The sequence below is a fragment of the Sorangium sp. So ce394 genome, from assembly GCF_051474665.1.
In the GTDB taxonomy this organism is placed as follows: Bacteria; Myxococcota_A; Polyangia; order Polyangiales; family Polyangiaceae; genus Sorangium; species Sorangium cellulosum_D.
This window is the reverse complement of sequence record NZ_CP150339.1, coordinates 12988218-13012809: the sequence shown is the minus strand read 5'-3', so window position 1 is coordinate 13012809 and position 24592 is coordinate 12988218. Positions and strand designations below refer to the sequence as shown.

Here is a 24592-nt window from a genome sequence, read left to right as displayed (position 1 = left end):
GGGCGGGTATCTCTCCTCCGGGAGCGGCGTCGCTCGGCGTGCTGCCTCAGTTCGTCTGCAGCTCGCAGATCGGGAAGCCCTCCTCGTCCAGCGCGCAGCTCGTGCCTTCAAAGCACGGAAAGATCTCGATCCCGCTCCGCGCCGAACAGAACCGCGTGGCGGACACGCCTTCCTCGGTGACGGTGCAGTCGCCGAGCTCGGGCAGGGACGAGCAGTCGTACGGCGTGGAGTTCGGCCGGAACCAGCAGAGCGGGCGGGCGCCGGGTCCTTCCGCGCAGGCGGCGTACGCGGCGTCCGCCTCGACCGTGGGATCGATCTCGACCAGGCGCGCGTACGGCGGGACGAGGCCGGGGATGTCGGTGCCGGGGTTTCGCACCTGGCACAGGGCGCCGGCGAAGATGGTGTCCACGCGGCATTGACCCCCCGTGTTGTTGACGTTGGTGCCCGTCACGACCGTCGTCGAGGGCGTGTCGGTCGACACCGGCGCCCGGCCGAGCCAGACCCCGAAGTCGTTGGCGACCGCCGCGATGCGGTAGCAGAGATCGCGCTCCGCGTCGCCCGCCCATACGCCGTCGCAGCGGGACTTTGTCGCCGGCGACACCCGCGTCCGGTACGCGCTGTTCTCGTCGATGTCATCGCCCCACATCCGCGGCAGGCAGTCCTTCGACGCGAAGTAGTCGGACTGGCCCTCGGAGGAGCTCACCGTGCCGAACTGGCCTTGCTCGAGCCCCTCGACCTGGATGCGCTGCAGCGGGCCGTCCTTGAACGGGAAGCCGCCGAGCGCGTGGCCCACCTCGTGGCAACCGATGAATGTCGCGAGGTCGCGCGTGAGGCCGGGACGGAAGAGGTCGGACCCCACGAGGATGCTCCAGGTGCGGTCCGCGGCGAACTCGATGCGCGTCAACGAGCCCGTGACACGCACGGTGAACTGCGCCCCGTGGGCCTGCGCTTCAGGGGCATAGGCTGCCGCGACGCCTTCGATGAGGAGCTTCGCGTCCGCCTCGGACACCGGCTCATCGCCGACCAGCGGCATGTCCGACGCGTCGACCCCATCCGGATCCTGTCCCAGGGCAGCCGCGGGGGGGCTCGAGCACCCGAGGATGGCGCTCGCGGCCATCGTTACCGCGAGGAAGGCTTTTGCGCTTCGCATACCAACAACGACCATGATGCTCCTTTCGCCGCGCGTGCCGCGCGGAACGGTGCGCGCCCACGCGCGGCTCGCAGGCTGCGGCTGTTCGCGGATGAGCCCGCGTCTCGCTACGATTCCGAGTCGATGCGGCGCCCCGCAAGGATGCCGCCCGCGGCGTCACTCCCCTGCGCGAGGCGCGGGGCGCCTCGATCGGAAGAATGGGCGCCGGCGGGCTCGACCTTAGAGGTCCAGCTGGGCCCAGCGTCGCTGCTCGGCTGTCCTGTGGATGCCGGCGCCCTCGGTCGTCCTTCGCTCGAACCGCACGGGACGGCGTCGTTTTCCTGCTGTGCCGGCCGGCGGCCCGACGCGCCGCGGCGCACCCCTCGCGCCAGCTGGCTGGTTCCGCGCACCAGGAGTCCGGCCAGGGATCCGGAGAGAGAGTTCAACGCAAAGGCGCAAAGGCGCAAAGGCGCAAAACAAAATTATTATGTGCTTTTTTTGCGCCTTTGCGCCTTTGCGCCGTTGCGTTAAACACTTCTCTTCGCTCGCGAGGCAGATCCCTGGCGGGATTGCTCGGCGGAGGCGACCCCCTTTGGCCTGCTCGGCGATGGCATCGTCGGAGACTTCGTATGCCATGCCGTGTCCTTCTCATCGCTCTCGACGAGAGACGCTACCATGACGGACCACCGGCCCCGACAGTCGGGCCCGATGCCGCCCTGGTAGCCCACGGACCCCGGAAGCGACTCGACGTCCGCCGGCCCGCCCGAACGCGCGCGGGTCGGGCGAGCACGCGGCGGACGGGGGCCAAGTGCCCGCCTGCGCCGACACACCCCCCCCCCCACCGGTCACGGTCCAGCCCGAGGAGACCCGCGCCAAGACCCGACCGCTGTGCCGAAATCCCTCGCCCAGGCATCGCCTGACGCACTCGGTGCATATCTAACTTGACAGGTGAACAGTACCGCGCAAAGTTCGACCGGGTAGGCCCGCGCTCGCCCCCCTTCGAAGCGAGGAGATGACAATGCCCATCATCGGACGACAGTGCACACGCGATGGCAGGACGGTCTGCCTTCGGATGAGTCAAGCCGATCTTCCGGTCAACCTCGAGGGGCCCGGGCTCACGGTCGTTTACGGATGGTCGAGCGAGGAGCGCCGCGCGAAAGGGCTCCCGGCGTCGATCCAGGGCATCGAGTTCCGCGCTGACTCGGGCAAGGTCCTCGTGTTCGATCACTGCCCGTTTTGCGGCGGGGAGCTCGCGGGGAGCGCGACGAGCGTCCGAGCGACCGTGGCACGACGCGCCGCGTCGGAAGGCGCGCGTACCGAGCAGCCGCCGGTGAAGGCCGAGCCCGCACCGCGGGAAGTGCGTGCGATCGAGGTCGCGCGGCCTCGCCCTGCGAGCGCACCGGCGACGAGCGCACCGGCGCGCGAGCAAGCGGCGCGCGAGCAAGCGACGACGGGCTCGACGTCGCTGAAGGAGCTTCGCGAGAAGCTCGGGCTCTCGCAGGCCGAGCTCGGCGGAAAGCTCGGGCTCGCGCGCAGCTCGGTCGCCAACTACGAGAACGGACGGTCACCTCTCTCGCAACGGCTCCGCAAGTGGATCGCGAAGCACGAAGCGAAGCTCACCGAGGGGGGAAACGGCGCAGGCCGCCGCGGGAGCGCGGCCGCGTAGGACGCTCGGCGCAGGCCGCCGCGGGAGCGCGGCCGCGTAGAACGCTCGTCATCGCGGGCGCAGCGGAAGGTCGAGGATGAACGTCGCGCCCCGCCCAGGGGCGCTCCGGCACGTGAGCGTGCCGCCCATCTCCTTCGCGGCCAGCGCGCTCGTGTGGAGGCCGAAGCCGTGCCCGCTCGGCTTGGTCGTGAAGCCCTGCGTGAACAGCCTCGAGGCGAGCTGCTCGTCGATCCCGGCGCCGTTGTCCTCGACCATGAGCTGGAACCGCGCGCCGCCGTCGCCGCGGATCGAGGCGACGATGCGCCCGCCCTCCCGGCCGCACCCGGCGATCGACTCCGCGGCGTTGCGGACGAGGTTGACGAGGATCTGCAGCGCCTTGTGGCGATCCAGCGTCGCCCCCGCGACGGGCTGGTAATCCCGCGCGATCTCGATGCCCGTCAGCGCGAGCGACGCGGAGACCAGCGCGATCGCGTCGTCGACGAGCCCCGGGAGCTCGCAGAGCTCTGTCACGCCGAGCGCGGTCGCATAGCTCTGCTGCTTGTTCACGATCGCCTTGAGGTGAGAGAGGTACTCTTGCAGCCGCGTCACCTCCGAGAGGATCTCGTCGCGCTCGGTCGCGAGGTGCGCCGAGAGCTCCCTCAGGAAATTGAGGATCTTCGAGGCGCGATCGGCCGTGGAGAGCGAGGCCGGGAGGTTCTCGCCCTCCGCCTCGAGCAACCGGACGAGCTTGCCCACGTTCCCGACGCGCGACGCCCGCAGGCGCTCGGCGACGAGCTCCGCGCCGACGTTGATGCTCGTGAGGACGTTGCCGACGTTGTGCAGCACGCCCGCCGCGATATCGGCCATCCCTGCCCGCCGCGACGTCTCGGCGACCAGCTTGGTCGACGCGATGAGCTCGCGCTGCGTCCTGCTGAGCTCGCGCAGGCTGGCGTCCAGCTCGCGGTTGGCCGCGACGATCTCGGTCCGCTCGCGCTCGACCTGGGCCGCGAGGATGCTGTTGTTCACGAGCGCCGCGAGGTGGTTGCCGAGGAGCATGAAGTGGTTCTGATCCTCCTCGGAGAACCTGTGAAACTTGGCGGTCCGCGGCGAGCTGCCCGCGAACAGGAGGAGGCGTGAGCCGCTGCGCACGCTGCCCCTTCGCACGTTGGAAGAGAGCCAGAGGAACTCCTCGAGCCCGATGGCGTCCGCGAGCCTCCGCAGCGCGGGCGGGGCGCTCGGATCGCACCGCCCGCTCCCCTTCGCCCGGAAGAGCGCGTCCGCCTCTGCCTCGACGTGGGTCAGCGCGCGAGGCGGCCCCGGGTCCATCGTCTGCATCGTCACGCGCCCGCTCGGCGCCTCGTATTCGAGCGCGCCGGCGCTCTCGAAGCTCAGGCTCCCCACGAGGAGGTCGCTCCACCTGGCGATCAGGCCCGCCATGTCGGTGTCCTGGAGCTCCGGCGAGAGCGCGTGAAACGCCCGCAGCCACTCCTCCGTGCGGCGGCGCGCCTGGCGGAGCTCGAAGAGCTCCCGTTCTCGATGGAGCAGGAGCGTGGCCTTCGCCTTGAGCGTCTCGACCAGCGCCGCGGGATCCGTCGCCATGGGACGCTCACTCCGCGAGGGCGAGGACCGGATACGTGTAGTTATGGTAGACCGGCTTTCCGGCCACCGGGTAGATCTCGCCCCAGCACACGACGCCGGCCCACGCCGCGTCCGGGCCGAGCGCCGCCTGCATGTCGAGGTTCTCCTTGTTGGTCAGCGCGTCTCCCAGGAACGGCTTGGTCCGCGCGCCGCACTCGAAGCCGAAGACGGCGCGGAGCTTCTTGCCTTCGAGCCGGGCCTTGAGCTCGCGCACGAGCCGGTCTGCGCTCGCGAGCACGTCGTCGACCGTCCGGTGGTGGAGCATGACCCGGGTCCCGGTCGGGATCGCCGCCCCGAGGAGGACGCCGCTGCGGCTCCTGTCGAGCACGAGCGCGCACCGGATCAGCTGCTCCGTCGCGGCGCCCGCGCCATCGACCGCCATCCCGATCGCGACGGCCGAGGTGTTGCCGACGTCGCCGGGCGGCGCGGCGCCGCCGGTCATCTCCTCCCACACCTCGAGGGCAGGCCGCCCGTCCAGCTCGACGAGGTAGTTGCCCTCCGCCCGCGTCACCGTCATCTCGAGGCCGACGGGCGAGCACCCGATACAGCTCGCGATCGTGGCCGTGAAGTCACCCCATAGCGCGCAGGCGACCGCAGCGTGGGTGAGCACGCGGTCGTCGTGGTATTGAAAGGTCTCCGTCATCTCCCGCCCGAAGAAATGGGAGGACGCGCCGCCGACGACAGGGCACTGCACCTCCGCGTGCAGGGCGTCGAGGAACACGTGCGCGTCGATGCCCGACAGCGGATCGTAATTCAAGATGACGACCTTCGGCGGCTCCGGCGAGCCGGCGCGCAGACGCTGGCCGCAGAGCCGGCCCTTCTCCGCGGTGTCGGTCTGGAGCTCCTCGACGCTCGCGGCCGCGATCCGCACGCCGTCCCCGCCGAGGCCGAGGACGCTCGCGGCGTACCCCTCCTCGCGCACGCCCCCGCGGCCCATGACCCCTTGTCCGGAGCAGCCCACGATCGAGGCGCCCGCCCCGAGGCCCTCGCGCAGGCCCCTCAGGAACGCGGCCTGATCGTGATTCACGGTGAGGTACGCAAACACCACCTTCGGAGGATCGGCGAGCTCGCGCGCGAGGCGCTGCCCGCTCTCGAGGCCGGTCTCGTACGACCGTCGCCCCTGCGTCATGATGCTCTGCACGCTCAGCTTCATGGTCGACCCCCTCCTGAACGTCGCGCTTCGCTGTCGGCCGCCTTCCACCGCTGCGCGGCCTCGAGGTGCTCGATTCGCTCCAGCGTGTTTCGCCGGGAGCATGGAACGCTACTGGACTTCACTGCAGGCGTCCATCTTGTGCGCGGGCGGGCGTCCGTGGTTCGTCGCAGGTGGATCCCCGGGCTGGGCGGTGGGTCGCCCGGCCTGGCGAAGCGGGGGGATGCGCGGCGCGGGCGGCGAGGCACGCTGGTCGGCGGCGGGAGCCGCGGGGGCCGCCCCGGCGCGCTGCGCGTTCTGTGGTTCCGTCGCTGCGCGACCTGGGTGAAGCTCCAGGAGCACGGCATCACGATGCCGGGTGGGCGTCGAGGCGCACACCCCGGAGCGATCGAGCTCCGGAGCGATGAGAGGAGCGCCATCATGCATCGATCGTGGCCTGCAGTGGTCCCCTGGTTGATTCCCCTCCTTTCGGCGATGCACGTCGCGTGCGGCGACGCCGGCGCGGATCCTGGCGGAGCAGGCGGCGCGGGCGGAGACGCGCGCGGCGGCTCGAGCTCGCCAGCCCCGGCGGCCACCTCCTCGACGTCGGCCGCCGGCGGGGGCTCCGACCTGTGGATCCCGGCGCTCGACACGCCGTGGCACTGGATGATCGACCATCCCCTGGACCTCGACGACCCCAAGGACATGGGCCTGGTCGATCCCACCGGCGCGCCGCTCGAGCTGCCGTCTCCCGTGGTCTACGACATCGACTGGGAGTTCACGCCGGCAGAGACGGTCGCCGCGCTCCACGCGAGGGGGGCCAAGGTGATCTGCTATGTCGACGTCGGCGCGTTCGAGGACTATCGGTCGGACGCCGGCGACTTCCCGGAGTCGGTCAAAGGCGAACCGGACTACCACTGGGAGGGCTCGTTCTGGCTCGACATCCGGCAGATCGACGTCCTCGGGCCGATCATGCAGGCCCGGTTCCAGACCTGCAAGGACAAGGGCTTCGACGCCATCGAGCCCGACGAGGTCGACGGGTACGCCAACGAATCCGGGTTCCCGCTCACCTACGAGGACCAGATCGCCTACAACCGGTTCATCGCGGAGCTCGCGCACGGGATGGGCATGTCCGTCGGGCTCAAGGGCGACATCGACCAGGCGGAGGACCTGTGGCCATACTTCGACTGGACGCTGAACGAGCAGTGCTTCGAGTTCGAGGAGTGCGAGATCCTCGTCGATACCTTCGTGGCGAACGGCAAGGCCGTGTTCCACGTGGAGTACGACGATCCGTTCTCGGGGCACATGACGGACAGGTCGCTCTTCTGCGAGCAGACGAACGCGTGGAACTTCAACAGCATGGAGATGCCGCTCGACCTCGACGGCGGCCGGTGGCCCTGCCGGTGATCTCCGGGCCTCGCGCGCGTTCTGCCCCGCGTCGACGCCCTGGCGGCCGCCTTTCGTCCAGCCCTCGCGCAACTGGATCTTGCCCGGGCGCTTCCGGCGCAGACAGTCCGGCTACGGCGCATCTCCTCGACGCCCTCGGGATCCGCTCGTAAACGACGCGCATTCCCCGAATCGCCATCGTTTCTCCCCGGCCTGCATCGCCATTGCGCGAAGCGCCTGCGGCCGATTTCATGACACCGACGCGCTCTCCAGCGCGAGCGCGACCGCGCTCCGTCGACTATCCTCGCGCACCGATGAACGTCAGTATTCTCGCGTGCGCTTTCGCGATCACCGTTCTCACCGCATGCTCGAAGACCTCGCCGGATACGACGTCGACGGACGCAGGCGCGGCGCCGAAGAGCGGCGCGCGACTCCGCATCGCCGTCGTGCCGAAGGGGACGACGCACGAGTTCTGGAAGAGCGTGCACGCGGGCGCGGTGAAGGCCTCGCGCGAGCTCGATGTCGACATCGTATGGAAGGGGCCGCTCAGGGAAGACGACCTCAAGGGGCAAATCGATGTGGTCTCGAGCTTCGTCGCGCAGGGCGTGTCCGGCATCGTGCTCGCGCCGCTGAACGGCACGGCGCTGAGGTCGCCGGTGCGCGCGGCGGCGCAGGCGAAGATCCCGGTGGTCGTGTTCGACTCCGACCTCGCCGGCGACGAGCACGTGAGCTTCGTCGCGACCGACAATTACGGCGCCGGCAAGCTCGCGGGAGAGCACCTCGCCAAGGCGATCGGCGGGAAGGGCAATGTCCTCATGCTCCGTTATCAGGAGGGCTCGGCGAGCACGCAGGGCCGCGAGAAGGGGTTCCTCGACGCGGTGCGCGCGATGCCCGACATCACGCTCGCGAGCGAGAACCAGTACGGCGGCGCCACCACCGAGACGGCGTTCAACAAGAGCGAGAGCGTGCTCCTCGCGCACAAGGCCGCGGAGGGGACGATCGCCGGGGTGTTCACGCCGAACGAATCGACGACCTTCGGGATGCTGCAGGCGCTCCGCAAGACGGGCGCCGCCGACAAGGTGAAATTCGTCGGCTTCGACGCGTCGGAGAAGCTCCTCGGCGCCCTGCGCGAGGGCGACGTCGAGGCGCTCGTCGTCCAGAACCCGTTCTATATGGGGTACGTCGCGGTCAAGACGATGGCGGCGCACCTCCGCGGCGAGCCGGTCGAGAAGCGCATCGACACGGGCGCGCGCGTCGTCACGAAGCAGGACCTCGACGACCCGGCGGTGCAGGAGATCGTGAGGCCCGACCTCGCCCGGTGGCTCGGGGAGTGAGCGGCTCGTGATGGCAGAGCGCACGCCCCTGCTCGAGGTGATCGGCCTCGCCAAGGCGTTCGGCCCGAGCGCGGTGCTTCGCGGCGTCTCGCTGCGGATCGCGCCCGCGAGCGTCCACGCGCTCCTCGGCGAGAACGGCGCGGGCAAGAGCACGCTGACCCGCATCCTGCTCGGCATGGAGCGCGCCGACGCGGGCTCGCTGCGGCTCGGGGGGGCGCCGTACGCGCCGGCGTCGGCCGAAGGCGCGCGCCGCGCGGGCGTCGTCCTCGTCCCGCAGGAGCGGACGCTCTGCCCCCACCTCTCGGTCGCGGACAACGTGGTGCTCGGGATCGAGCCGGCCGCGCGCGCGCGCCCCGGGATCCGCGACCGCGCGCGCGCCCGCGCCATGGCCCGGGAAGCGCTCGCGCTCGTCGCCGACGGCCCGGGCCGCGTGCCGCTCGACGCGCCGGCCGGGGAGCTCGGCGTCGCCGATCAGCAGCTCGTCGAGATCGCGCGGGCGCTCGCGCAAGGCGGCCTCCGCGAGGGCGGGCGGCTCGCGGCGCGGCTGCTCGTCCTCGACGAGCCGACCTCGAGCCTCGGCCACGCGGACGCCGCGCGCCTGTTCGACCGCGTCCGCGCCCTGCGCGACGCCGGCCTCGCGGTGCTGCTCGTGACGCACTTCCTCACGGACGTGCGCGAGCACGCGGACCGCTACACGGTGCTCCGCGACGGCCGCGTCGCCGGGGAAGGCGATCCGCGCGAGACCGAGCCGGCGCAGATCGTCCACGAAATGCTGGGCCGCGCGCTCGAGGACGCCCGCGAGCGCGCGGCGTCCGAGGGGCCGCCGCCGGGCGGCGAGGTGGTGCTCGACGTCAGGGACGTCTCCGGCGTGAAGCGGCCGAGGCGCGCGTCGCTGACGCTGCGCCGCGGGGAGATCCTCGGGATCGCCGGCCTCGTCGGCTCGGGCCGGACCGAGCTCCTCCGCATCCTCGCGGGGCTCGACCCGAAGCAGAGCGGCACGATCGCGCTGCGCGCTCCCCGCGGGGTCGGCCTCCTCAGCGAGGATCGCGGCGGGGAAGGGCTGATGCTCGGCCGCTCGATCGCCGAGAACGTCTGGCTCTCGCCGCGCGCGCCCCTCGTCGCCGCGCCGAGGGCGCTCCTCCCGGAGGCGGCGCGCTGGATCGAGGCGCTCGCGATCCGCGCGGCGGGGCCGGAGCAGCGCGCCGGCGAGCTCTCGGGCGGCAACCAGCAGAAGGTCCAGCTCGCGCGCCTGCTCCGCGAGGACGTGGACGTGCTCCTCGTCGACGAGCCGACGCGCGGCATCGACGTCGCGAGCAAGGCGCAGGTGCTCTCGCTGCTCCGCGAGCTCGCGGGCGCCGGCAAGGCCATCGTGCTCGTGTCGAGCCAGCTCGACGAGCTCGTGACGACGTGCGACCGCATCGCGGTCCTCCGGCGGGGGACCCTCGATCCGCCGCGGCCCGCGGCGTCGTGGACCGCGGCGTCGCTCCTCCTGGAGGCCTCCTCGTGAAGAAGCGCCCGCCGTGGCTCGGCCCGCTCGTCGCCCTGCTGCTCGTCTACGCGCTCTTCGCGGCGCTCGCGCCCGACACGTTCCTGCGCAGCCAGAACCTGCTCACGATGGCGCGGCAGACGGTGGTGGTCGCTATCTGCGCCCTCGGCATGACCCTGGTCATCGCGACCGGCGGGATCGACCTCTCCACGGGCTCGCTGGTCGCGTTCACCACGGTCGTCCTCGCGACGCTCCTGCGCGCGGGGGCGCCGGCGCTGCCCGCGGCGCTCGCCGCCACGGCGGCGGCGGGCCTCGCGGGCGTCGTCGCCGGGACGCTCGTGGGGCGGGCGCGGATGATGCCCTTCGTCGTGACCTTGGGCACGATGAGCGCGCTGCGCGGCGCCGCGAAGGGGCTCGCGTCCGAGCAGAAGGTCGACGCCGACCCGCGCGGCCTCGACGCGCTGCTCTCGGCCGACCTCGCCGCGCCCGGGCTGTGGACGACCGCGGCGCTCGCGCTCCTCGTCTTCGCCGTCCTCACCTTCACGCGCTTCGGGCGCCACGTGTTCGCGGTCGGCAGCAACGAGGCCGCGGCGCGGCTCTGCGGCATCGACACCGGGCGCGTGAAGATCGCGGTGTACACCCTGTCGAGCCTCCTCGCCGGCGTCGCGGGCGTGATGGAGTTCTCGACGCTGACGGTGGGCGACCCGACGGACTCGGTGGGCCTCGAGCTCGAGGTCATCGCGGCGGTCGTCATCGGCGGCGCGCCGCTCTCGGGCGGCGAGGGGAGCGTCGCGGGGAGCGTGGTCGGCGCGCTGCTCATCACGGTCATCCGGACCGGCGGCGTCCACCTCGGGCTGCCGAGCTGGGTGCAGGAGATCGCGACGGGCGCGATCATCGTGGCCGCGGTGGCCGTCGATCGGGTGCGCCGCGCGCGCGGGGCCCGCGCGGCCGCGGGCCGTCAGCCTGCGCCGCGAGATCCACCAGCGCGACCATCCTCTGCGCAATCGCCGTGAAGGTGTCCTCCGCCTCGCGGTCCTCCGGCAGCCGGTCCGGCAGGGTCGGGCGCGTGCGGTGGATACGATAGCGCTCGGCGAGCCGCGCCCCCGGGAAGGCGCGGTGCAGCTCCTCCATGCCGCCGATCAGCGCCACGAGCCCGCCCATCGTCGCCGTGCCGTTGTCGGAGTCCCACCCGGACAGGGTGCCGATCTGGACGGTGCGCCGGAAGCTCCCCCCGCCGAACAGGAGGGCCATCGTCCCGGTCGCCAGGTTGATCGCGGACTCCGTGAACCCTCGGTAGACGAAGCCGTGCGCCCGGGCCTGCTCCTGATAACGATGCGCGATGGCGTCGCGGACGCTCTCCCAATCCTCGGGATCGTCCGCCGATAGATAGGCCGAGAGCACGAAATCGATGACATCGGCGGCCTTCGACGCATCCGGCAGGTAGCTCCTGGCCTCGCGGACGATGCGCACGATCTCCTCGCGCCGCGGTTTCTCCGGATCGACGGTCGCCGCGAGCGAGAAGAGGAGGACATGGAACTGCGCGGCGTGCGCGGCGTGCGCGCGCGCCGTGGTCCGGATGGGGAGGTCGGCGATCCGCAGCGCGAGCTCCGGCATGCCGGGCGCGAGGGCGCCGAAGATCTCCGTGGTGAGCTGCGCGTCGATGTGGAGCGCGTCCGGGTTGAGCGCCAGGTGGCTCGTCCTGGGGGGCAGCACGCCTCGCTCCAGGAGGTCGCGCGCCCTCCGGTTGGAGACCCAGATGAAATCGTTGATGTGCGCTCGCCACCCGTCCCGGATCGCCTCGGGAGACAGGAAGAGCGTCCGCGCCTCGGTCATGAGGTGCAAGTAGACATATTCGATATCGGTGTCGTCATCGGCCGGGCACGGGTCGAGGAGCACGAAGTCGATCCGCGCCCCGTTGCGGCCCTGGGGTGTCCCCCAGTCTGCGTCGGTGAAGAAGGGGCGCTCGATGCGGACGCCCTCCGTCGTCAGCCCCGTCCAGTTGGCGATGCACTCGCCGAGCCACATCGCGCGGAGCCGCTCGGCGTAGGCCGCGCGATCGAGCTGCCCGCGCGCCCTGGAGGAGATTCCCGGAAGGTCGCGTCGCTCCACGTGGCCTGCCGGCGCGCCGCCCGCGCCCGCGAGCGACGGGATGGAAAGAAGCGCGAGCAGCAGGCCGCGCCAGCGCGCAGAAGGCGCGATGCGGCATGTTCCTTCGAGGAGGCGAGGGCCGCCACGGGTGCGCATGAATCACTCCTTGAATGCGCGCCCGGAGCGTCGCGCCTGGTTTCGCCTCGCGTTAATGCAAGCGAGGTGCCGAGCCCGCTCCCCCGGCGCCGATCTCCCCCTTAGGTTGTGCTCATGAACCTCGGGCAGCACATCGCGCGCGCCGCGGGCGCACGCCTGGACACCCTCGTCTCGCGCGCGGGCCGCCATCTCCTCGGCGGGGCCCTCGCCGTCACGCCGGGCGTCGCGTCCATCGCTCCGGTGCTGGAGAATCTGCTCTCCTTTCACCCGGGGTGGATATCCCGGAGCGTGACCACCCACGACCCCGCGGGTGGCAACAACGATGGATATCGCGCTGGCGTCGCGCAGGAGGGGGATCACCGGGTCCTGTTCCACGCCCGCGGCGAGGGGAGAATCACGCGGATATGGATGACCGCCCCGCGCGCGGAGCTCGACAAGCCGGGCCAGGAGATCTGGATCGAGATCGACGGGCGCACGGCCTTCCGCGGCTCACCCCACGACTTCTTCGAGGGCCGCGGCCCCTGGAAGCCGCCCCTCGTGCTCGGCGTCGACGCGAGCTCGGGCGCGTTCACCAGCTACGTCCCCTTCGCCTGGTCCAGCGAGGCCAAGGTCCGCTTCCGGGGCGTCCCCATCTATTACCAGGTCACCTACCGCGAGGGCCCCGGCGCCGCGTCGGGGCCGACGCCCGAGGAGCTCGCGGGGTTCATGACCGAGGACTGGACCGCCGCCCTGCCCGCCCCGACGCACCGGCAGGCCCCGAGCCCCGGCGCACCGCTCGTCCTGGCGATCGGCCCAGCCACGGTATCGGGCCTCGATCTCCGGATCCCCGCGGGAAGCCTGAAAGACCTGGACGTGAGGATCGGTGAGCAGCCGCCGGTGCCCGCGTCGTTCTTCTTCGGCCTGGCCAGCACGGGCGCCGAGGCCGACGGCGGATGGACCACGTTCCGGAGCGCGCTGCACGCCGCCCGGGCGCCCGACGCCGCGGGGTTCGGCAGGCTCGCGACGCGCCTGCCCATTCCGCTCGCCGAGGGAGAGGTCCTGTCGCTCGGGGCCGCGCCCGGGTCATCCATCGCGGGCCTCGAGGCGGCCGTCGATCTCGCGCCCGCCCGCCCCGGCGTGCGGCTCCTCGCGCAATACCGCGATCAGGTGGCCCCCGGACGCGAGACGACGATGCCCCTCTTCGAGGGCGAGGGCCCGCTCCAGCTCGTCGCCGTCCTGGAGCACCTCAGCGGCGGCCGGCCCAACGACCGGACCTATCTCGAGGGAGACGAGATGATCCGGACCGACAGGATGTCGTACCCCCTGCAGATCGGGACCGGCACCGAGGATTACTTCAACGGCGGCTTCTATTTCCTGGGCGCGCACCATAATCCGTTCAGCGGCCTGCTCCGCTTCATCGTCATCCATCCCGAGAATCGCTGGCGGAACGCCCTGTTCGACCATTCCTTGTACCGCCTGCACGTGGCCGACCCCATCGTGAGCCGCTCCGGCCTGCGCTTCGGCATCGAGGCCGGCCCGACCGGCGCCTATACGCCGCTGCGGGCGCGCTCGCTGGGCCTCGCCTACGCCTTCTCGGATCCTCGGGAGATCGGCGAGCAGGAGGTCCACCTCGAAGGGATGCGGCGCCGCGCGCGCGCGGCCTTCGACGCCGAGCGCTCGGAGCTCCGGCGGGTCTCGCGGTCGCGCGAGGGCCGCGGGATCACCCGGATCGAGGTCGACTGCCCGCCGGACGCGCGCGGGCTCCTGCTCCTCCGCGCGTACTCCGCGGCGAAAGCCCCCCAGACGGCGCGCGTGCGGCTCGACGGGCGGGAGGTCGGCGTGATCCACGAGATGCAGGCGAACCCGGTCCGGCCGCTCGCGGAGGACGCGCTCTGGATCGATCTGCTCCCCGGCCAGTGCGGCGCAGACCAGCGCCCGATCCTCGAGATCGACGCGCGGAGCTCCCCCGCGCCGTGGAGCGAGCGCGGCTACACGCTGCGGTTCTTCTCCGGGCCCCCCGCGCCGCACCTGACGCAGGGCCCCGCGAGGAAGATCTTCGACGCCAATGCCCTCCGCGAGGCACCGTCCTACGTGAACGATCACTCGATCGTCCAGCTCTCCGACGGCCGCTGGCTCCTCACGGGCATCTTCAACCGCGAGCCCTATCGGCCAGACACCGAGATCGAGTTCGTCCTGGCGACGGCGGCCGGGCCCGGGCCGGCGCGCTGGGTCGAAGCCGCCTCGCCGAGCTTCGCGCTGGCGCCCGAGCGCTTCTCCACCCGTGCCCTCCCCGACGAACGCTGGATCTGGGCCCCGCACGTGGTCCGGGACCGCGACGGCAGCCTGGTCATGATCTTTCACGTGGGCGCGCCCGACCCCGACCGATCCGGCTTCCGGATCGCGCGCTCGCGCGACGGGATCGCCTGGACCCGCCACGGAGGTACGCTCTTCGAGGACATCTGCGTCGCCCGCGATCCGATGCTCGTCCGGCTCGGCGATCTGTGGGTGGTTTATTATACGCGCTGCGCGTCGCGGGAATCGCGGCGGAGCGGCGTCGCTTACCGCACGTCGCTGGATCTCGTCCACTGGAGCCCGCCGGCCATGGCGCTCACGCTCGGGCCGGAGACCGCGATGAACAACAGCGGTCATACCGAGTCCCCGTTCGTGTTCGCGCGGAAGGGGTGGTTTTACCTGACGGTCACGAGCTATCCCGTCGACTACGACGCCACGTTCGTCTACCGCTCGCGCTCGCCGTTCGCGTTCCCCCCGCACCCCGTTGCCCGGCTGCGCGCGCACGCGGCCGAGTGGGTCGCGGAGGGGGGCAGCTTCGACGCGGGGCGCCTGTTCTTCACGCACGCGGGGGCCGGCAGGGGCGGCGTGTTCCTCCAGGAGCTCTTCGGCCTCTGAGCCGCGCCGCGAGGGGGCAGGGCGCCCCCCGAGAAGTTGAGGTCCGGGCACCCTGCCGGTAGGGATCCCCGGAACCCCGACTGGGACCACCGAAAGGACGGCGATGAAGCTGATTTACTTCCCGATACGCGGGCTCATCGAGCCGGCGCGGCTCCTGCTCGAGCTGGCCGGCGCGCGGTACGAGCTCGAGACGATCCCGATCGAGCTCTGGCAGGGGCCGCAGGGCAAGCAGCGGTTCCTGCCGATCACGCCGTTCGGGCAGCTGCCGGTGCTGGAGGACGGGGCGTTCGTCCTCTGCCAGTCGCAGGCGATCGGCCGCTACGTGGCCCGCAAGCTCGGCCTCTACGGCGGCACGCTCGAGGAGGCCGCGCGCATCGACGAGGTGACCGAGGTCGCGAACGAGGTGCTGCGCGACCTCGGCGTGACGTGCTTCGATCCGCGCTTCCACGAGATCCGCGCCGCGCACCGGGCGGCGATGGGCCAGAAGCTCGACCTGCTCGAGCGTTACTTCGCGCGCACGGCCGCCAGCGCGGAGCACTGGGCCCTCCCCGGCCGCTACACGCTGGCCGACGCCACGATGGCGTTCGCCCTGGAGTCGCTGTGGCCCGTGCAGCCCGGCCTCCTGGACGAGTTCCCGAAGCTCCGGCACGCGATGACGTCGTTCTTCGCGGCCGAGGGGGTCCGCGGCTACGTGCGCGGCGAGCGGCGGTTCCGCACCTGGACCGCCCCGAGCGCCACGTTCGGCGGGAGGCCCGAGGAGACCTATCACTGGTCGGATTGACCGCGCGACCCCGCGGCCGGCGCGGGGTCGCGCGCGCCGGCCTCGCCGCGCGTCACGAGCCTGTCCCCGTCCCGATCGAGCACCTTCAGCAGCTCGCCGACGACCACCTCGGACGGCGTCTCGGCGGTCGCCCGCGAGACGGCCGCCCGCAGCTCGTCGGCCGAGACGCGGCCGTCGCGGTCGGCGTCGATCGCGTCGAAGGGCCCGAGCTGGCGCCAGAGCTCCACGGCGAACGACTCGACGAGGACGAGCTTCGGCTCGCGCCCGGTGTCCGCGGGCGGCACCTCCTCCGGGTGCGCCTCGGCGAAGCGGACCAGCGGGGCGATGTCATCCATGCCGCCGAGGAGCGCTCGCGGGAGGGCGATCCGGTACGCGCGATCGTCGACCAGCGGCAGACCGCCGATCGCGGTCAGGACGCCCCGGTCGTCGATCGCCATCCGGTCGTCGATCTGGAGGAAGCCGGCGTGCTGGGCGGGGGCGCGCGACCGCGACGCGGCGACGGCCTCGCGCACGACGCGGCCGGGGAGGCGGACCACCACGAGCTCGTTGCTGAAGGGCACCTCGGCCTTGAGATCCCCGTAAGTGAAGCGCTCGCGGTACTCGCGGCCCCCGCGAATGCCGCCGCCGTTGAAGAGGCACCCGTCCGCCTGGAGCGTGTCCCGCATGCGCGAGCAGAGGAGCGTTCCGAGCGAGGTCTGCCGCGTCCGCGTGCCGATCGACGACAGCGCGCTCCCCGGGGGCAGCCGGAGGAGGGTGGCCGCGTCGAGGTCGCGCACGATCTGCATGTGGCGATCCACGCGCGCGCGCATCGCCGGATCCTCGGGATAGGCGCGGACGTCCTCGAGCCGGACGGTGACCGCGGGCAGGTCGGGCCCCCCGGCGGGCGGAGGCTCGGCGGGCCACGCGAGATCGATGACGGCCGCGCTCTCGGCGTCGGTGCCGGACTTGACGACCCAGCAGCCGTCCACGTCGTCGATGAGCACCTCGTGCTCGTGGCCGCCGAGGATCACGGGAAAGGGCGGATCGCGCTGCGCCCGCGCGAGCGCGAGATCCGCGTCGCGGCTCTGGTGCGTTATCGGGATCACGCAGGCGCAGCGCTCCTCGCGGACGAGCCGTTCGGCCCAGCGGACGGCCGCCTCGTTCGCCGGCTCGATGGCGCATCCTCCGAACGCGCCCCGCCGGTACAGGCCCTTCACGTGGACGAGCAGGCCGAGGAGGCCGACCCGGACCGCGCGCCCGCCGGGGCTCGCGATCTCGAGGATCTCGTGGGTGGGCAGCGCCGGAGAGAACGAGGGCATGTTGGTGTTGAGCCACGTTCCCCGGAACTCCTGCACCCGCGCCCTGAGCTCCGGGAGCTCGATGTCGGCCTCGTGGTTGCCGAAGATGGTGTGCGTGATCGGCACCGCGTTCATGCAGTCGACCATGCCCCTGCCGTGATCGAGGCTCGAGAGGAGGCTCGGCGCGAGGAAGTCGCCGGCCAGCACGGCGATGAAGCGATCCGCCGGCCCGGCGGCGTGATGCCTCACGAGGCTCGCGAGGCGCGGGAGGTTGTCGAGCGCGTAGACGTCGTTCACGCAGACGATCCGCAGAGAGGGGCCTCTGGGCGTGCCTTGTTCGCCGGCGGTCATGTCCCCTCGAAGATAGCCCAGCGCGCGGGGGTGTGCCCTCCGCGCGCACGGCGGCGCCCGGGGATCCACCGTCGCGCCGCGGAGGCGTCAGAGGGTGGTGCGCACCGGCGCGCTCTCGAAGGAGAACACCCGCCAGGGATGCGGACGGCCCGGGCGCGTCGTCTCCGTCGCAGCGCCGCTCGTGAACTCCGCGACCACGCTGCGCCAGAACGGGAGAGCGCCCGCATTCCCCTCGGAGACGCGCACGGTCCACGCGCCCGGAGAGCGCTGCCATAGAAGGACGGCCGCCCGGCGGCCCACGCCGGAACGGCGGTACCGACGCATGATGAAGAACTCGGCGACATCGAGGACATCCGGGTTGTCCGCCGCCGGTGAGCCCCGCGTCGTCAGGGCGAAGCCCGCGATGCGCCCGTCACACCGGACGATGAAGGCGAACCGGCGCTCCCGCTCGGACCAGTAAAGAGGGAGCTTGTCGTACCCGAAGCGCCCATCCGGCCCCAGCTCGAGGCCGGGGAACACGTCGCTGAGGTCGTGAATGTACAGCTCGAGGAGGTTGGACAGCAGCAGGGCATCGGCCGAGGTCGCCTCCTCGAGAGCAACTGTGTTGAAATCCGCCATGGCAACTCCTCTGACCTGCTCAGACCCGACGGCCGGCCTGCCTCGAACAGGACGACACCGCACTGTAGCAAGGAGCGCGGTCGCTGAGCCAGGGAATGAGTGGTCGATCCGCATCTTCGTAGAGACCGGATGAATGCGGCGCTCCCTTCGAGCAACGAAGCGGCCATGGCCGAACACATTGCGCATGGAGGTTGGAGCCCCAAGGGTCGCCTGTGGGCCGCTTCCGCCCTGACCATCACGGCCCTTGCCGGCCTCACCGCGTGCGAGCCGATCGGACGCGGCGGCGGCAGCGGCGGCGAAGCAGGCACAGGCGGCAGCGGCGGCGCGCCCGGCACTGGCGGCGACGGCGGCGCGCCCGGCGCCGGTGGTAGCAGCTCGACGGGCGGCACCCCGCCGGGCACGTGCGTGCCGGGCTCGGTCGTCGCCTGCTACACGGGCCCTGCCGCGACCAAGGGCGTCGGGCGCTGCGCTTCCGGGACGCAGACCTGCCGCCCCGACGGCTTCGGCTACAGCCCATGCACGGGCGAGGTGACGCCCGCTCGAGAGCTCTGCGCCACGCCGGAGGACGAGAGCTGCGACGGCGAGCCCCGCTGCGCTCAGCCGCCGCCCTGGGCGCGGGGCTTCGGCGGCCCTGGCAGGGACCAGGGCTGGGATATCGCGAGCGACGCCTACGGCAACTACTACGTCACGGGCTCCTTCGAAGGAACCGTCGATTTCGGTACCGGCCCTCTGACCAGCGCCGGACAGTCGGACATCTTCTTTCTCAAGCTCGACGCCGCGGGCTCGGTGCTCTGGAGCCAGCGCTTCGGGACCCAGGACTACGATGACGAAGTCGTCCTGACGGTCGACGAGGACGGCAACGTCTTCCTCGCCGGCAGGTACGACCTCCCGCCCGGGGAGCCGGGCCTCGATCTGCACGGGTGTCTTCTCCACACCTACGGCCCCGCCTTCTTCGTTGCCAAGTTCGATCCCGACGGCAACCACCTCTGGAGCCGTGGTGCCTATGCTGATTTGGACGTGTACTCCGTCGAGCAGATCGCCGTCGATGCTCACGGCGACATGTACGTCGCGTACCTCCAATGGGAGCGCGCCCACCTCGCGAAGATCGGCGCAGCGAGAAAGGACATCCTGTGGACAGAGGAGCTACCAGGACGTTCCGTCATCAGCGCGCGGCTCGCGCTCGACAGCGCCGGTAACCCCGTGGCGGTGGTGAACCTCCGCGCGAACAACGTTGAGAACATTTCGAAGAGCTTCGTGGTCTTGAAGTACGCTCCGACGGGCGATCTGCTCTGGTCGCAAGATTTCCAAGCCACCTCGGATCCTTCATTGGGCGGCCGCGCGACGGCGCGCGCGGTGGCGATCAACGCGGAAGACGAGATCTTCGTGACGGGCGACACGGACGGATCCGTCGACTTCGGCAGCGGGATCCTCCCCGCCGGCTCCGCCCTCGTCAAGCTGGATGCCGCAGGCGAGCCCATGTTCAGCCGCTCCGTCCGCTTCGGCAGCGACGTCGCGGTCTATCCCGCCGGCGACATCATCGTTGCGGGGCGCGGCCTCGCGATGCTCGACGCGAGCGGGACGGAGCTCTGGTCGGTCGACTTCGATGCCTATGCGCACATCTCCTTGTCCCCGAACGGCGCTGTCGGCGCCGTCGGCTTCGCGGTGGGCCCCGTGGACTTCGGAACCGGCCCGATCTCCTACGGAGGAGGATATGACGACGCCTACGTCGCCACGTTCAACCCGCCAAGGAGCGGCGACGACGGCGAGGGCGGCGACGGCGCAGGGGCGACCGGCACGGGCGGCGGCGGCGACCCGCCTGCGACGTGCATGCCTGGCTCCGTCGTCGCGTGTTACTCTGGCCCCGCCGGGACCCGGGGCGCCGGCCCCTGCGCTCCTGGCGCGCAGACATGTCTCCCCGACGGTGCTGGGTACGGTCCCTGCGTCGGCGAGGTGACGCCCGCCGCGGAGATCTGCGTGACGCCGGAGGACGAGGATTGCGACGGCGAGCCCCATTGTCCTCTGCAGCCGCCGTGGTCGCAAGGATACGGCGGCGCCGGCGCAGACGCAGGCTGGTCCATCGCGAGCGACACCGCCGGCAACTACTACGTCACCGGCTCCTTCGAAGGTACCGTCGACTTCGGCGCCGGCCCGCTGACCAGCGCCGGCCCCACGGACGTGTTTCTCCTCAAGCTCGATCCCGCCGGCGCGTTGCTCTGGAGCAAGCGCTTCGGCAGCGACTCCGCGGACACCGGGCACGCCGTCGCCGTCGATGGGAGCGGCAACGTCTTGCTGGCCGGCATCCACGGTAACAACAACGGAACGCGGGACATGAGCTATGGCGGCTGCGAGCCCCTGCCCCCTCTCGGCTCCGAAGGAGTCTTCGTCGCCAAGTTCGACCCCGAGGGGAACCACATCTGGAGCCGGCGATCCGTGGTGGACAGGCGCATGCGCCACCTGTTCGAACAACTCGCCGTCGACGCGCTCGGCGACGTCTACGTGGCGTTCTTCCTGGGCGAGTGGTACTGGGATCCATCCAGCCCCTACGTCACGAAGCTGGACAGCGCAGGAAACCTGCTCTGGAGCAAGCCGCTCACGGCGGGGATCCCGTATCACGTCGAAGACCAGCGTCAGAGCGACAACGTCCTCCTCGCGGTCGACAGCGCCGGCTTCGTGATCGCGGCGAGCGCGTCCATCAGCACGTCCATCGTCAATGACCCGTCCTGCCCCTGCGCTCACCGGTTCACCGTCCAGAAGCTCACCCCGACCGGCGACGTGGTCTGGAGCCGCGAGCTCGGTCCCTCGGACCCCGCCGACACAGGCATCGGAACGTCCGCCCTCGCGCTGGCGGTCGACGCCGACGACGAGATCCTCCTGACGGCCTACACCGACGGGACCGTCGACCTCGGCGGCGGCGTGTTCCCCGAAGGGCCCGTCCTCATCAAGCTGGACGCCGCGGGCGAGCACGTCTCCAGCCAGCCCATCCCCTTTGGCGACGCGCTCGCCCTCGACCCCTCGGGCAGCATCGTCATCGCCGGCCACGGGCTCTCCAAGCTCGACGCGAGCGGCACGACGCTCTGGACGAGCACCTTCGACGCGAGCGCCAAGGACATCGCCATCGCCCCGAACGGCACGATCGCCCTCACCGGCGCTGTCGAGGGAGCGACCGACTTCGGGACCGGCCCGATACCGTACGCCGCCGGCACCGACGCCTTCGTCGCCACGATGCTCCCCTGAGCGCCCCGGCGCCGCCGTACCGCCACGGAGCAGACGATTTTCCGGACGATCGTCCGACGAGCGCACCGGTGAGGTGCGAGAGGTGAGGAGAAGCATGCGAGTCATCCGCTTTCTGCTGGCGTCGCTGTTCTGCGCGCTCGCCATGCTGCCCACGCGCGAGGCCTGGGCGGCCATCACCGTGACATTCGTGGAGCCCGGGCAGCACGCGTGGAGCCAGACGTATGTCAATGTTCGCGTCGAGGTGAGCTCCACGGTCCAGATCGCGCGCGTCCAGGCGCAGCTCGGCGCAGGATCGGTGATCCTCACGAACATCGGAGGCACCACGTACAAGGCGGGCATCTCGACCTTCGGGCTGCCCTATGGCGAGCACGCCCTGACCGTCACGGCGACCGACGTCGAGGGCACCAGCGTGTCCGCGCAGCGCACCGTGTTCCAGGACCAAACGCCCACCGCCCAGGTCCTGGCGCCGACGCACGAGGCGGTCGCCCATCCGTCGCTCCGGATCGCCGCCACCTGCGTCGACGACCACCCGGCGGACTGCTCCATCCGGGCCATCGCCACCTTCCTCGACACGAGCCCGTCGACCTCGGTCGAGCTCGCGCGGGCCACCGCGGCGCTCGACGCCGTCGTCGACCTCAGCGCGTACAGCGGCCGTAAATTCAATTTGAAATTCGAGGTGCTGGACATCCATAGCATGATGGTCCTCCAGGGGCCGACGATCCTGGTCGAGGCCAGCCCGCTGCTCGAGGCGATCGACGAGGTCCCCGGACGCATCCTCGATTTCGACGCGACGCGGATCCTGTTCATCAAGGGGCGACAGGAGATCTTCCTGCTCGATCGGGCGACACGGGACAGCACGCGAGCCATCAAGTTGGCCTATCCGTACCAGTTCAACGACGCCACGAGGGCGTTCCTCACCGGCGCCGGCGCCGCGATGGAGGTGCCAGCGCCGCCCGCCATCGGTCGCCCCCCGACCGCCGTCTACGAGTGGCGCCACGGCGCCCTGCTGATGCTGGCGGAGAACGGCCGCATGGCGTTCGTGAGCGGCGATACCATGGCCTACTCGGGGAGCGGTACGTACGTGCGCGATCTCGCGTCGGGCACCGACGAGCTCGCGCTCGGGGTCGCGCTGGACCGCCCCAGCATGGATGTCGCCGAGGACGGGCTCTTCGTGTATGTGAACGTCGCCGGGTCGCTCTACACGCGCAGGGATGGAACGAGCACGCTGCTGGTCAGCAGCGGCGGTGGAATCTCGCGCCCCGTGACGGACGGGCTCAACGTGGTATTCACGAAGGCCCTCAGCTCCGGTCAGTCTCAAAGCATCCTGGCCACACCTTCCGGACAGGTGCCGCTCGGCGTCGCCCCTGTCGCGCGCCCCGAGGGAGCCCAGACGGGCGCCTACCAGCTCCACGCGGGTTACATCGCGTTTCTCAAGGGCTCGAGCGGCGCGGAGCAGGTCTGGCTCAGGACCCCGAGCGGCGCGCAGCACCAGCTCAGCTCCAGCACCCCCAGCCAGCTCGATGATCCGCCCGCGCGTCTAGGCCATGACGGCATCAGCGACACCGGCGAGGTGATGTTCCTCACCCCGCCGAAGCGCTACCTCGGCGCCGCCGGCGCCGCTCCGCGCGAGATAAGCTCGCACCTGGGACATGCGCGCTGGCTCCAGGGCGCCTGGTACGTGGTGATGGGAAATACACTGTTCCAGGTCGACGACGGGTCGAGCGGTGAGGGCGAGGGCGGCGGCGCCGGCGGGACGGGCGGCTCCACCGGCGAGTCGTTCACGAGCGCGCGCGGCGCGCGCGCCGCCCTGTCGATGACGAGGGTCGGCGAAGCGGGCGCGCGCGCGACGAGCGCCCCCGCGGCAGGCTCGCCCGACCTTCCAGAAGGCGAGCTTCCGGCGTCCAGCGGCTGCGCTCTCGCGGCGCGAAAGCCCGGGCTCGGCGGCGCCCTGGAGGCCGCCGTCCTCGCGACGCTCGGCCTTGCCATCGCGGCGCGGGGCCGACCCAGGCTCAGGCGAGATCGCGGAGGAGCCGACGCGACGCCGTCGAGGCGAGCGACGCGGCAGCAGGGCTCGGACCCGCCGAGCCCCCGCGCGGCCGGCTACTCCTGCGTGCGCGCGTCGCCCAGGTAGTAATCGCGCTGCGACGGGTAATAGTCGGCGAAGCTCGGCAGCGGCTCGCCGAGCCGGGAGGCGACGAGCATGTCGAGGTAATACTCCCAGCCCGGCCCGGTATCGCCGGCGAGCGCGGGATCGGTGAGGTGCTGGATGAAGGTGAGCTCGGTCGTCTCGCCCTTCGCCGCGAGCGACAGCTCGAGCCGCCACTCGCCGTAATCGTCCTTGGCCGAGAGCGCGAGGCGACGCGGCGGCTCGCAGGCGTCGATCGTCATGTCGCACCACGGCGCGCCCTTCTCGAACGCCATCTGGAGGCGCACCGTCTTGCCGGGCCCCGCCTCCCCCTCCCACGGGCCGATCCAGCGCGCCGTGCTCTCCGACGCGGTGACGCTCTGCCAGACGTCCTCGATGGGGGCGCGGAAGCTTCGTTGGATCACGAGATCGGCGCCTGTCGCCGTGCTCCGGACGCGGCCGGTGGGTCGGGGGCTCATGCTGTCTCCTTCCTTCGCTTCGTCTCGTTCTGGGACGGGGTCGCGGCCGCCATGCGCCGCTGCCGGCCGACGCGGTGCACCTCGGTCTCGAGCGCGTCGAACCGGCGGTGCCACGGGCTCTCCTCGCGCAGCTCTCGCAGGAACGCCTCGAGCTCGGCGAGCGCGCCGAGATCCAGGCTGTACTCGCGCTCGCGGCCGCGCTGCACGTCGCGCACGAGGCCCGCCTCGCGCAGGACCCGCAGGTGCCGGCTGACCGCCGGGCGGCTGACCGAAAACGCGCCGGCGATGCTGCCGGCCGCAGCGGCGCGGCCGCGCAGCATCCGCAGGATTTCCCGCCGGATCGGATCCGCCAGCGCCTGAGCAACCGCGTCCATCGGCGGACGTGTAACCGATATGTTACGCGTCGTCAAGCGGCGCGGCGCACCTCGGCGGCGGGTGCAGCGCTCGGGCGGCTCCCGATCGGCGCGCGAATGAGCGCCGCGCCCTCCGAGGCGCGATGTGCAGCTCGTCGAGCAGGACGCTGGAGCTCCCAGCTCCGCCAGGTCCGGACGAACCCGGCGGCGCTGGGATACCGCATCTCACCGGTTGGGGTTCTTGAGATTGGGGCAGCCGCAGCCGCAGCCATGCAGATCGACCGCTCCACCAGCCACGATATCGAGCTCGTCGAGCTCAAGCTCGATCTCCGCGACCTCCTCCACTCCAATCACCGTCTCTTCGGTCCTTCCAATCGACTTGTCCACCATGGTGATCTCCTCTCTGCCGGATCACCTCGATCCGGCGGCGGCTCCCCAAGCGAGCTTCGTGCCAGCGATCGAAGCTCGCGCCGCGCGCCGCCGATCCCCGCGATCGC

Annotated in this window: 17 protein-coding genes and 1 pseudogene; 9 read left to right on the top strand and 9 right to left on the bottom strand. The window is 71.4% G+C overall.

Translation table 11 applies throughout. From position 1 onward, the window contains the following. Positions 1 to 46 precede the first annotated feature (46 nt). The gene (locus tag WMF33_RS48100) at positions 47 to 1150 is read right to left on the bottom strand and encodes a hypothetical protein (RefSeq protein ID WP_437334856.1); all 1104 of its coding nucleotides are present in this window, start codon (positions 1148 to 1150) and stop codon (positions 47 to 49) included. A gap of 1051 nt (positions 1151 to 2201) precedes the next feature. Here WMF33_RS48100 and WMF33_RS48095 point away from each other — a divergent pair. Beyond that, positions 2202 to 2795 carry a helix-turn-helix domain-containing protein gene (locus WMF33_RS48095; protein ID WP_437334855.1) on the top strand — a complete coding sequence of 198 codons (594 nt, stop codon included), beginning with the start codon at positions 2202 to 2204 and terminating at the stop codon, positions 2793 to 2795. Between the two features lie 48 nt (positions 2796 to 2843). Here WMF33_RS48095 and WMF33_RS48090 read toward each other — a convergent pair whose 3' ends face one another. Both WMF33_RS48090 and WMF33_RS48085 read right to left on the bottom strand, forming a co-directional pair. Continuing rightward, positions 2844 to 4373: a sensor histidine kinase gene (locus WMF33_RS48090; RefSeq protein WP_437334854.1), complete on the bottom strand. Its 1530-nt coding sequence runs from the start codon at positions 4371 to 4373 to the stop codon at positions 2844 to 2846. Positions 4374 to 4380: 7 nt separating this feature from the next. Beyond that, complete coding sequence (locus tag WMF33_RS48085) at positions 4381 to 5565, bottom strand: FIST signal transduction protein (protein WP_437334853.1); 1185 nt, start codon at positions 5563 to 5565, stop codon at positions 4381 to 4383. 417 nt (positions 5566 to 5982) lie between these two features. Between WMF33_RS48085 and WMF33_RS48080 the strand changes: the two genes are divergently transcribed. The 4 genes and pseudogenes from WMF33_RS48080 to WMF33_RS48065 form a co-directional block, all read left to right on the top strand. Continuing rightward, on the top strand, positions 5983 to 6948 hold the full coding sequence (locus tag WMF33_RS48080; RefSeq protein ID WP_437334852.1) for an endo alpha-1,4 polygalactosaminidase: 966 nt from the start codon (positions 5983 to 5985) through the stop codon (positions 6946 to 6948). 293 nt (positions 6949 to 7241) lie between these two features. Then, positions 7242 to 8261: an ABC transporter substrate-binding protein gene (locus WMF33_RS48075; RefSeq protein ID WP_437334851.1), complete on the top strand. Its 1020-nt coding sequence runs from the start codon at positions 7242 to 7244 to the stop codon at positions 8259 to 8261. Positions 8262 to 8271: 10 nt separating this feature from the next. Continuing rightward, a complete protein-coding gene (locus WMF33_RS48070; protein ID WP_437334850.1) occupies positions 8272 to 9768 on the top strand; it encodes a sugar ABC transporter ATP-binding protein in 1497 nt (498 codons plus the stop codon). A 107-nt stretch (positions 9769 to 9875) separates the two neighbouring features. Beyond that, a pseudogene (locus tag WMF33_RS48065) lies at positions 9876 to 10592 on the top strand (ABC transporter permease); the annotation flags it as partial. A 46-nt stretch (positions 10593 to 10638) separates the two neighbouring features. Here the strand turns inward: WMF33_RS48065 and WMF33_RS48060 are convergent. After that, complete coding sequence (locus WMF33_RS48060) at positions 10639 to 11991, bottom strand: ADP-ribosylglycohydrolase family protein (RefSeq protein ID WP_437334849.1); 1353 nt, start codon at positions 11989 to 11991, stop codon at positions 10639 to 10641. Positions 11992 to 12105: 114 nt separating this feature from the next. On the opposite strand from WMF33_RS48060, the gene WMF33_RS48055 reads away from it, so the two are divergent. Both WMF33_RS48055 and WMF33_RS48050 read left to right on the top strand, forming a co-directional pair. Continuing rightward, positions 12106 to 14877: a DUF2961 domain-containing protein gene (locus WMF33_RS48055; protein ID WP_437334848.1), complete on the top strand. Its 2772-nt coding sequence runs from the start codon at positions 12106 to 12108 to the stop codon at positions 14875 to 14877. A gap of 103 nt (positions 14878 to 14980) precedes the next feature. After that, positions 14981 to 15658: a glutathione S-transferase family protein gene (locus WMF33_RS48050; protein ID WP_437334847.1), complete on the top strand. Its 678-nt coding sequence runs from the start codon at positions 14981 to 14983 to the stop codon at positions 15656 to 15658. Here WMF33_RS48050 and WMF33_RS48045 read toward each other — a convergent pair. Then, a complete protein-coding gene (locus WMF33_RS48045) occupies positions 15643 to 17286 on the bottom strand; it encodes a 5'-nucleotidase C-terminal domain-containing protein (protein ID WP_437334846.1) in 1644 nt (547 codons plus the stop codon). The genes WMF33_RS48050 and WMF33_RS48045 overlap by 16 nt on opposite strands. A gap of 87 nt (positions 17287 to 17373) precedes the next feature. After that, positions 17374 to 17904, bottom strand: coding sequence for a GNAT family N-acetyltransferase (locus tag WMF33_RS48040; RefSeq protein ID WP_437334845.1), 531 nt, complete (start codon positions 17902 to 17904; stop codon positions 17374 to 17376). A 165-nt stretch (positions 17905 to 18069) separates the two neighbouring features. On the opposite strand from WMF33_RS48040, the gene WMF33_RS48035 reads away from it, so the two are divergent. Next, positions 18070 to 21138, top strand: a complete 3069-nt coding sequence (locus WMF33_RS48035; RefSeq protein WP_437334844.1) for a hypothetical protein — start codon at positions 18070 to 18072, stop codon at positions 21136 to 21138. A gap of 94 nt (positions 21139 to 21232) precedes the next feature. After that, entirely contained in the window at positions 21233 to 23269 is a 2037-nt protein-coding gene (locus tag WMF33_RS48030) for a hypothetical protein (protein WP_437334843.1), read from the top strand. Here the strand turns inward: WMF33_RS48030 and WMF33_RS48025 are convergent. The 3 genes from WMF33_RS48025 to WMF33_RS48015 form a co-directional block, all read right to left on the bottom strand. Beyond that, positions 23239 to 23742: an SRPBCC family protein gene (locus WMF33_RS48025; protein ID WP_437334842.1), complete on the bottom strand. Its 504-nt coding sequence runs from the start codon at positions 23740 to 23742 to the stop codon at positions 23239 to 23241. The two genes, WMF33_RS48030 and WMF33_RS48025, sit on opposite strands and share 31 nt — an antisense overlap. After that, positions 23739 to 24116: an ArsR/SmtB family transcription factor gene (locus WMF33_RS48020; protein ID WP_061627305.1), complete on the bottom strand. Its 378-nt coding sequence runs from the start codon at positions 24114 to 24116 to the stop codon at positions 23739 to 23741. The genes WMF33_RS48025 and WMF33_RS48020 overlap by 4 nt, the downstream gene beginning before the upstream one ends. 204 nt (positions 24117 to 24320) lie before the next feature. Then, positions 24321 to 24485: a hypothetical protein gene (locus WMF33_RS48015; RefSeq protein WP_437334841.1), complete on the bottom strand. Its 165-nt coding sequence runs from the start codon at positions 24483 to 24485 to the stop codon at positions 24321 to 24323. Positions 24486 to 24592 lie beyond the last annotated feature (107 nt).

Coding starts and splice junctions, on each gene's coding strand:
- WMF33_RS48100 (WP_437334856.1), bottom strand. CDS start 1,150: ATGCGAAGCGCAAAAGCCTTCCTCGCGGTAACGATGGCCGCGAGCGCC.
- WMF33_RS48095 (WP_437334855.1), top strand. CDS start 2,202: ATGAGTCAAGCCGATCTTCCGGTCAACCTCGAGGGGCCCGGGCTCACG.
- WMF33_RS48050 (WP_437334847.1), top strand. CDS start 14,981: ATGAAGCTGATTTACTTCCCGATACGCGGGCTCATCGAGCCGGCGCGG.
- WMF33_RS48070 (WP_437334850.1), top strand. CDS start 8,272: ATGGCAGAGCGCACGCCCCTGCTCGAGGTGATCGGCCTCGCCAAGGCG.
- WMF33_RS48020 (WP_061627305.1), bottom strand. CDS start 24,116: ATGGACGCGGTTGCTCAGGCGCTGGCGGATCCGATCCGGCGGGAAATC.
- WMF33_RS48045 (WP_437334846.1), bottom strand. CDS start 17,286: ATGACCGCCGGCGAACAAGGCACGCCCAGAGGCCCCTCTCTGCGGATC.
- WMF33_RS48035 (WP_437334844.1), top strand. CDS start 18,070: ATGGCCGAACACATTGCGCATGGAGGTTGGAGCCCCAAGGGTCGCCTG.
- WMF33_RS48015 (WP_437334841.1), bottom strand. CDS start 24,485: ATGGTGGACAAGTCGATTGGAAGGACCGAAGAGACGGTGATTGGAGTG.
- WMF33_RS48040 (WP_437334845.1), bottom strand. CDS start 17,904: ATGGCGGATTTCAACACAGTTGCTCTCGAGGAGGCGACCTCGGCCGAT.
- WMF33_RS48075 (WP_437334851.1), top strand. CDS start 7,242: ATGAACGTCAGTATTCTCGCGTGCGCTTTCGCGATCACCGTTCTCACC.
- WMF33_RS48055 (WP_437334848.1), top strand. CDS start 12,106: ATGAACCTCGGGCAGCACATCGCGCGCGCCGCGGGCGCACGCCTGGAC.
- WMF33_RS48025 (WP_437334842.1), bottom strand. CDS start 23,742: ATGAGCCCCCGACCCACCGGCCGCGTCCGGAGCACGGCGACAGGCGCC.
- WMF33_RS48060 (WP_437334849.1), bottom strand. CDS start 11,991: ATGCGCACCCGTGGCGGCCCTCGCCTCCTCGAAGGAACATGCCGCATC.
- WMF33_RS48080 (WP_437334852.1), top strand. CDS start 5,983: ATGCATCGATCGTGGCCTGCAGTGGTCCCCTGGTTGATTCCCCTCCTT.
- WMF33_RS48030 (WP_437334843.1), top strand. CDS start 21,233: ATGCGAGTCATCCGCTTTCTGCTGGCGTCGCTGTTCTGCGCGCTCGCC.
- WMF33_RS48090 (WP_437334854.1), bottom strand. CDS start 4,373: ATGGCGACGGATCCCGCGGCGCTGGTCGAGACGCTCAAGGCGAAGGCC.
- WMF33_RS48085 (WP_437334853.1), bottom strand. CDS start 5,565: ATGAAGCTGAGCGTGCAGAGCATCATGACGCAGGGGCGACGGTCGTAC.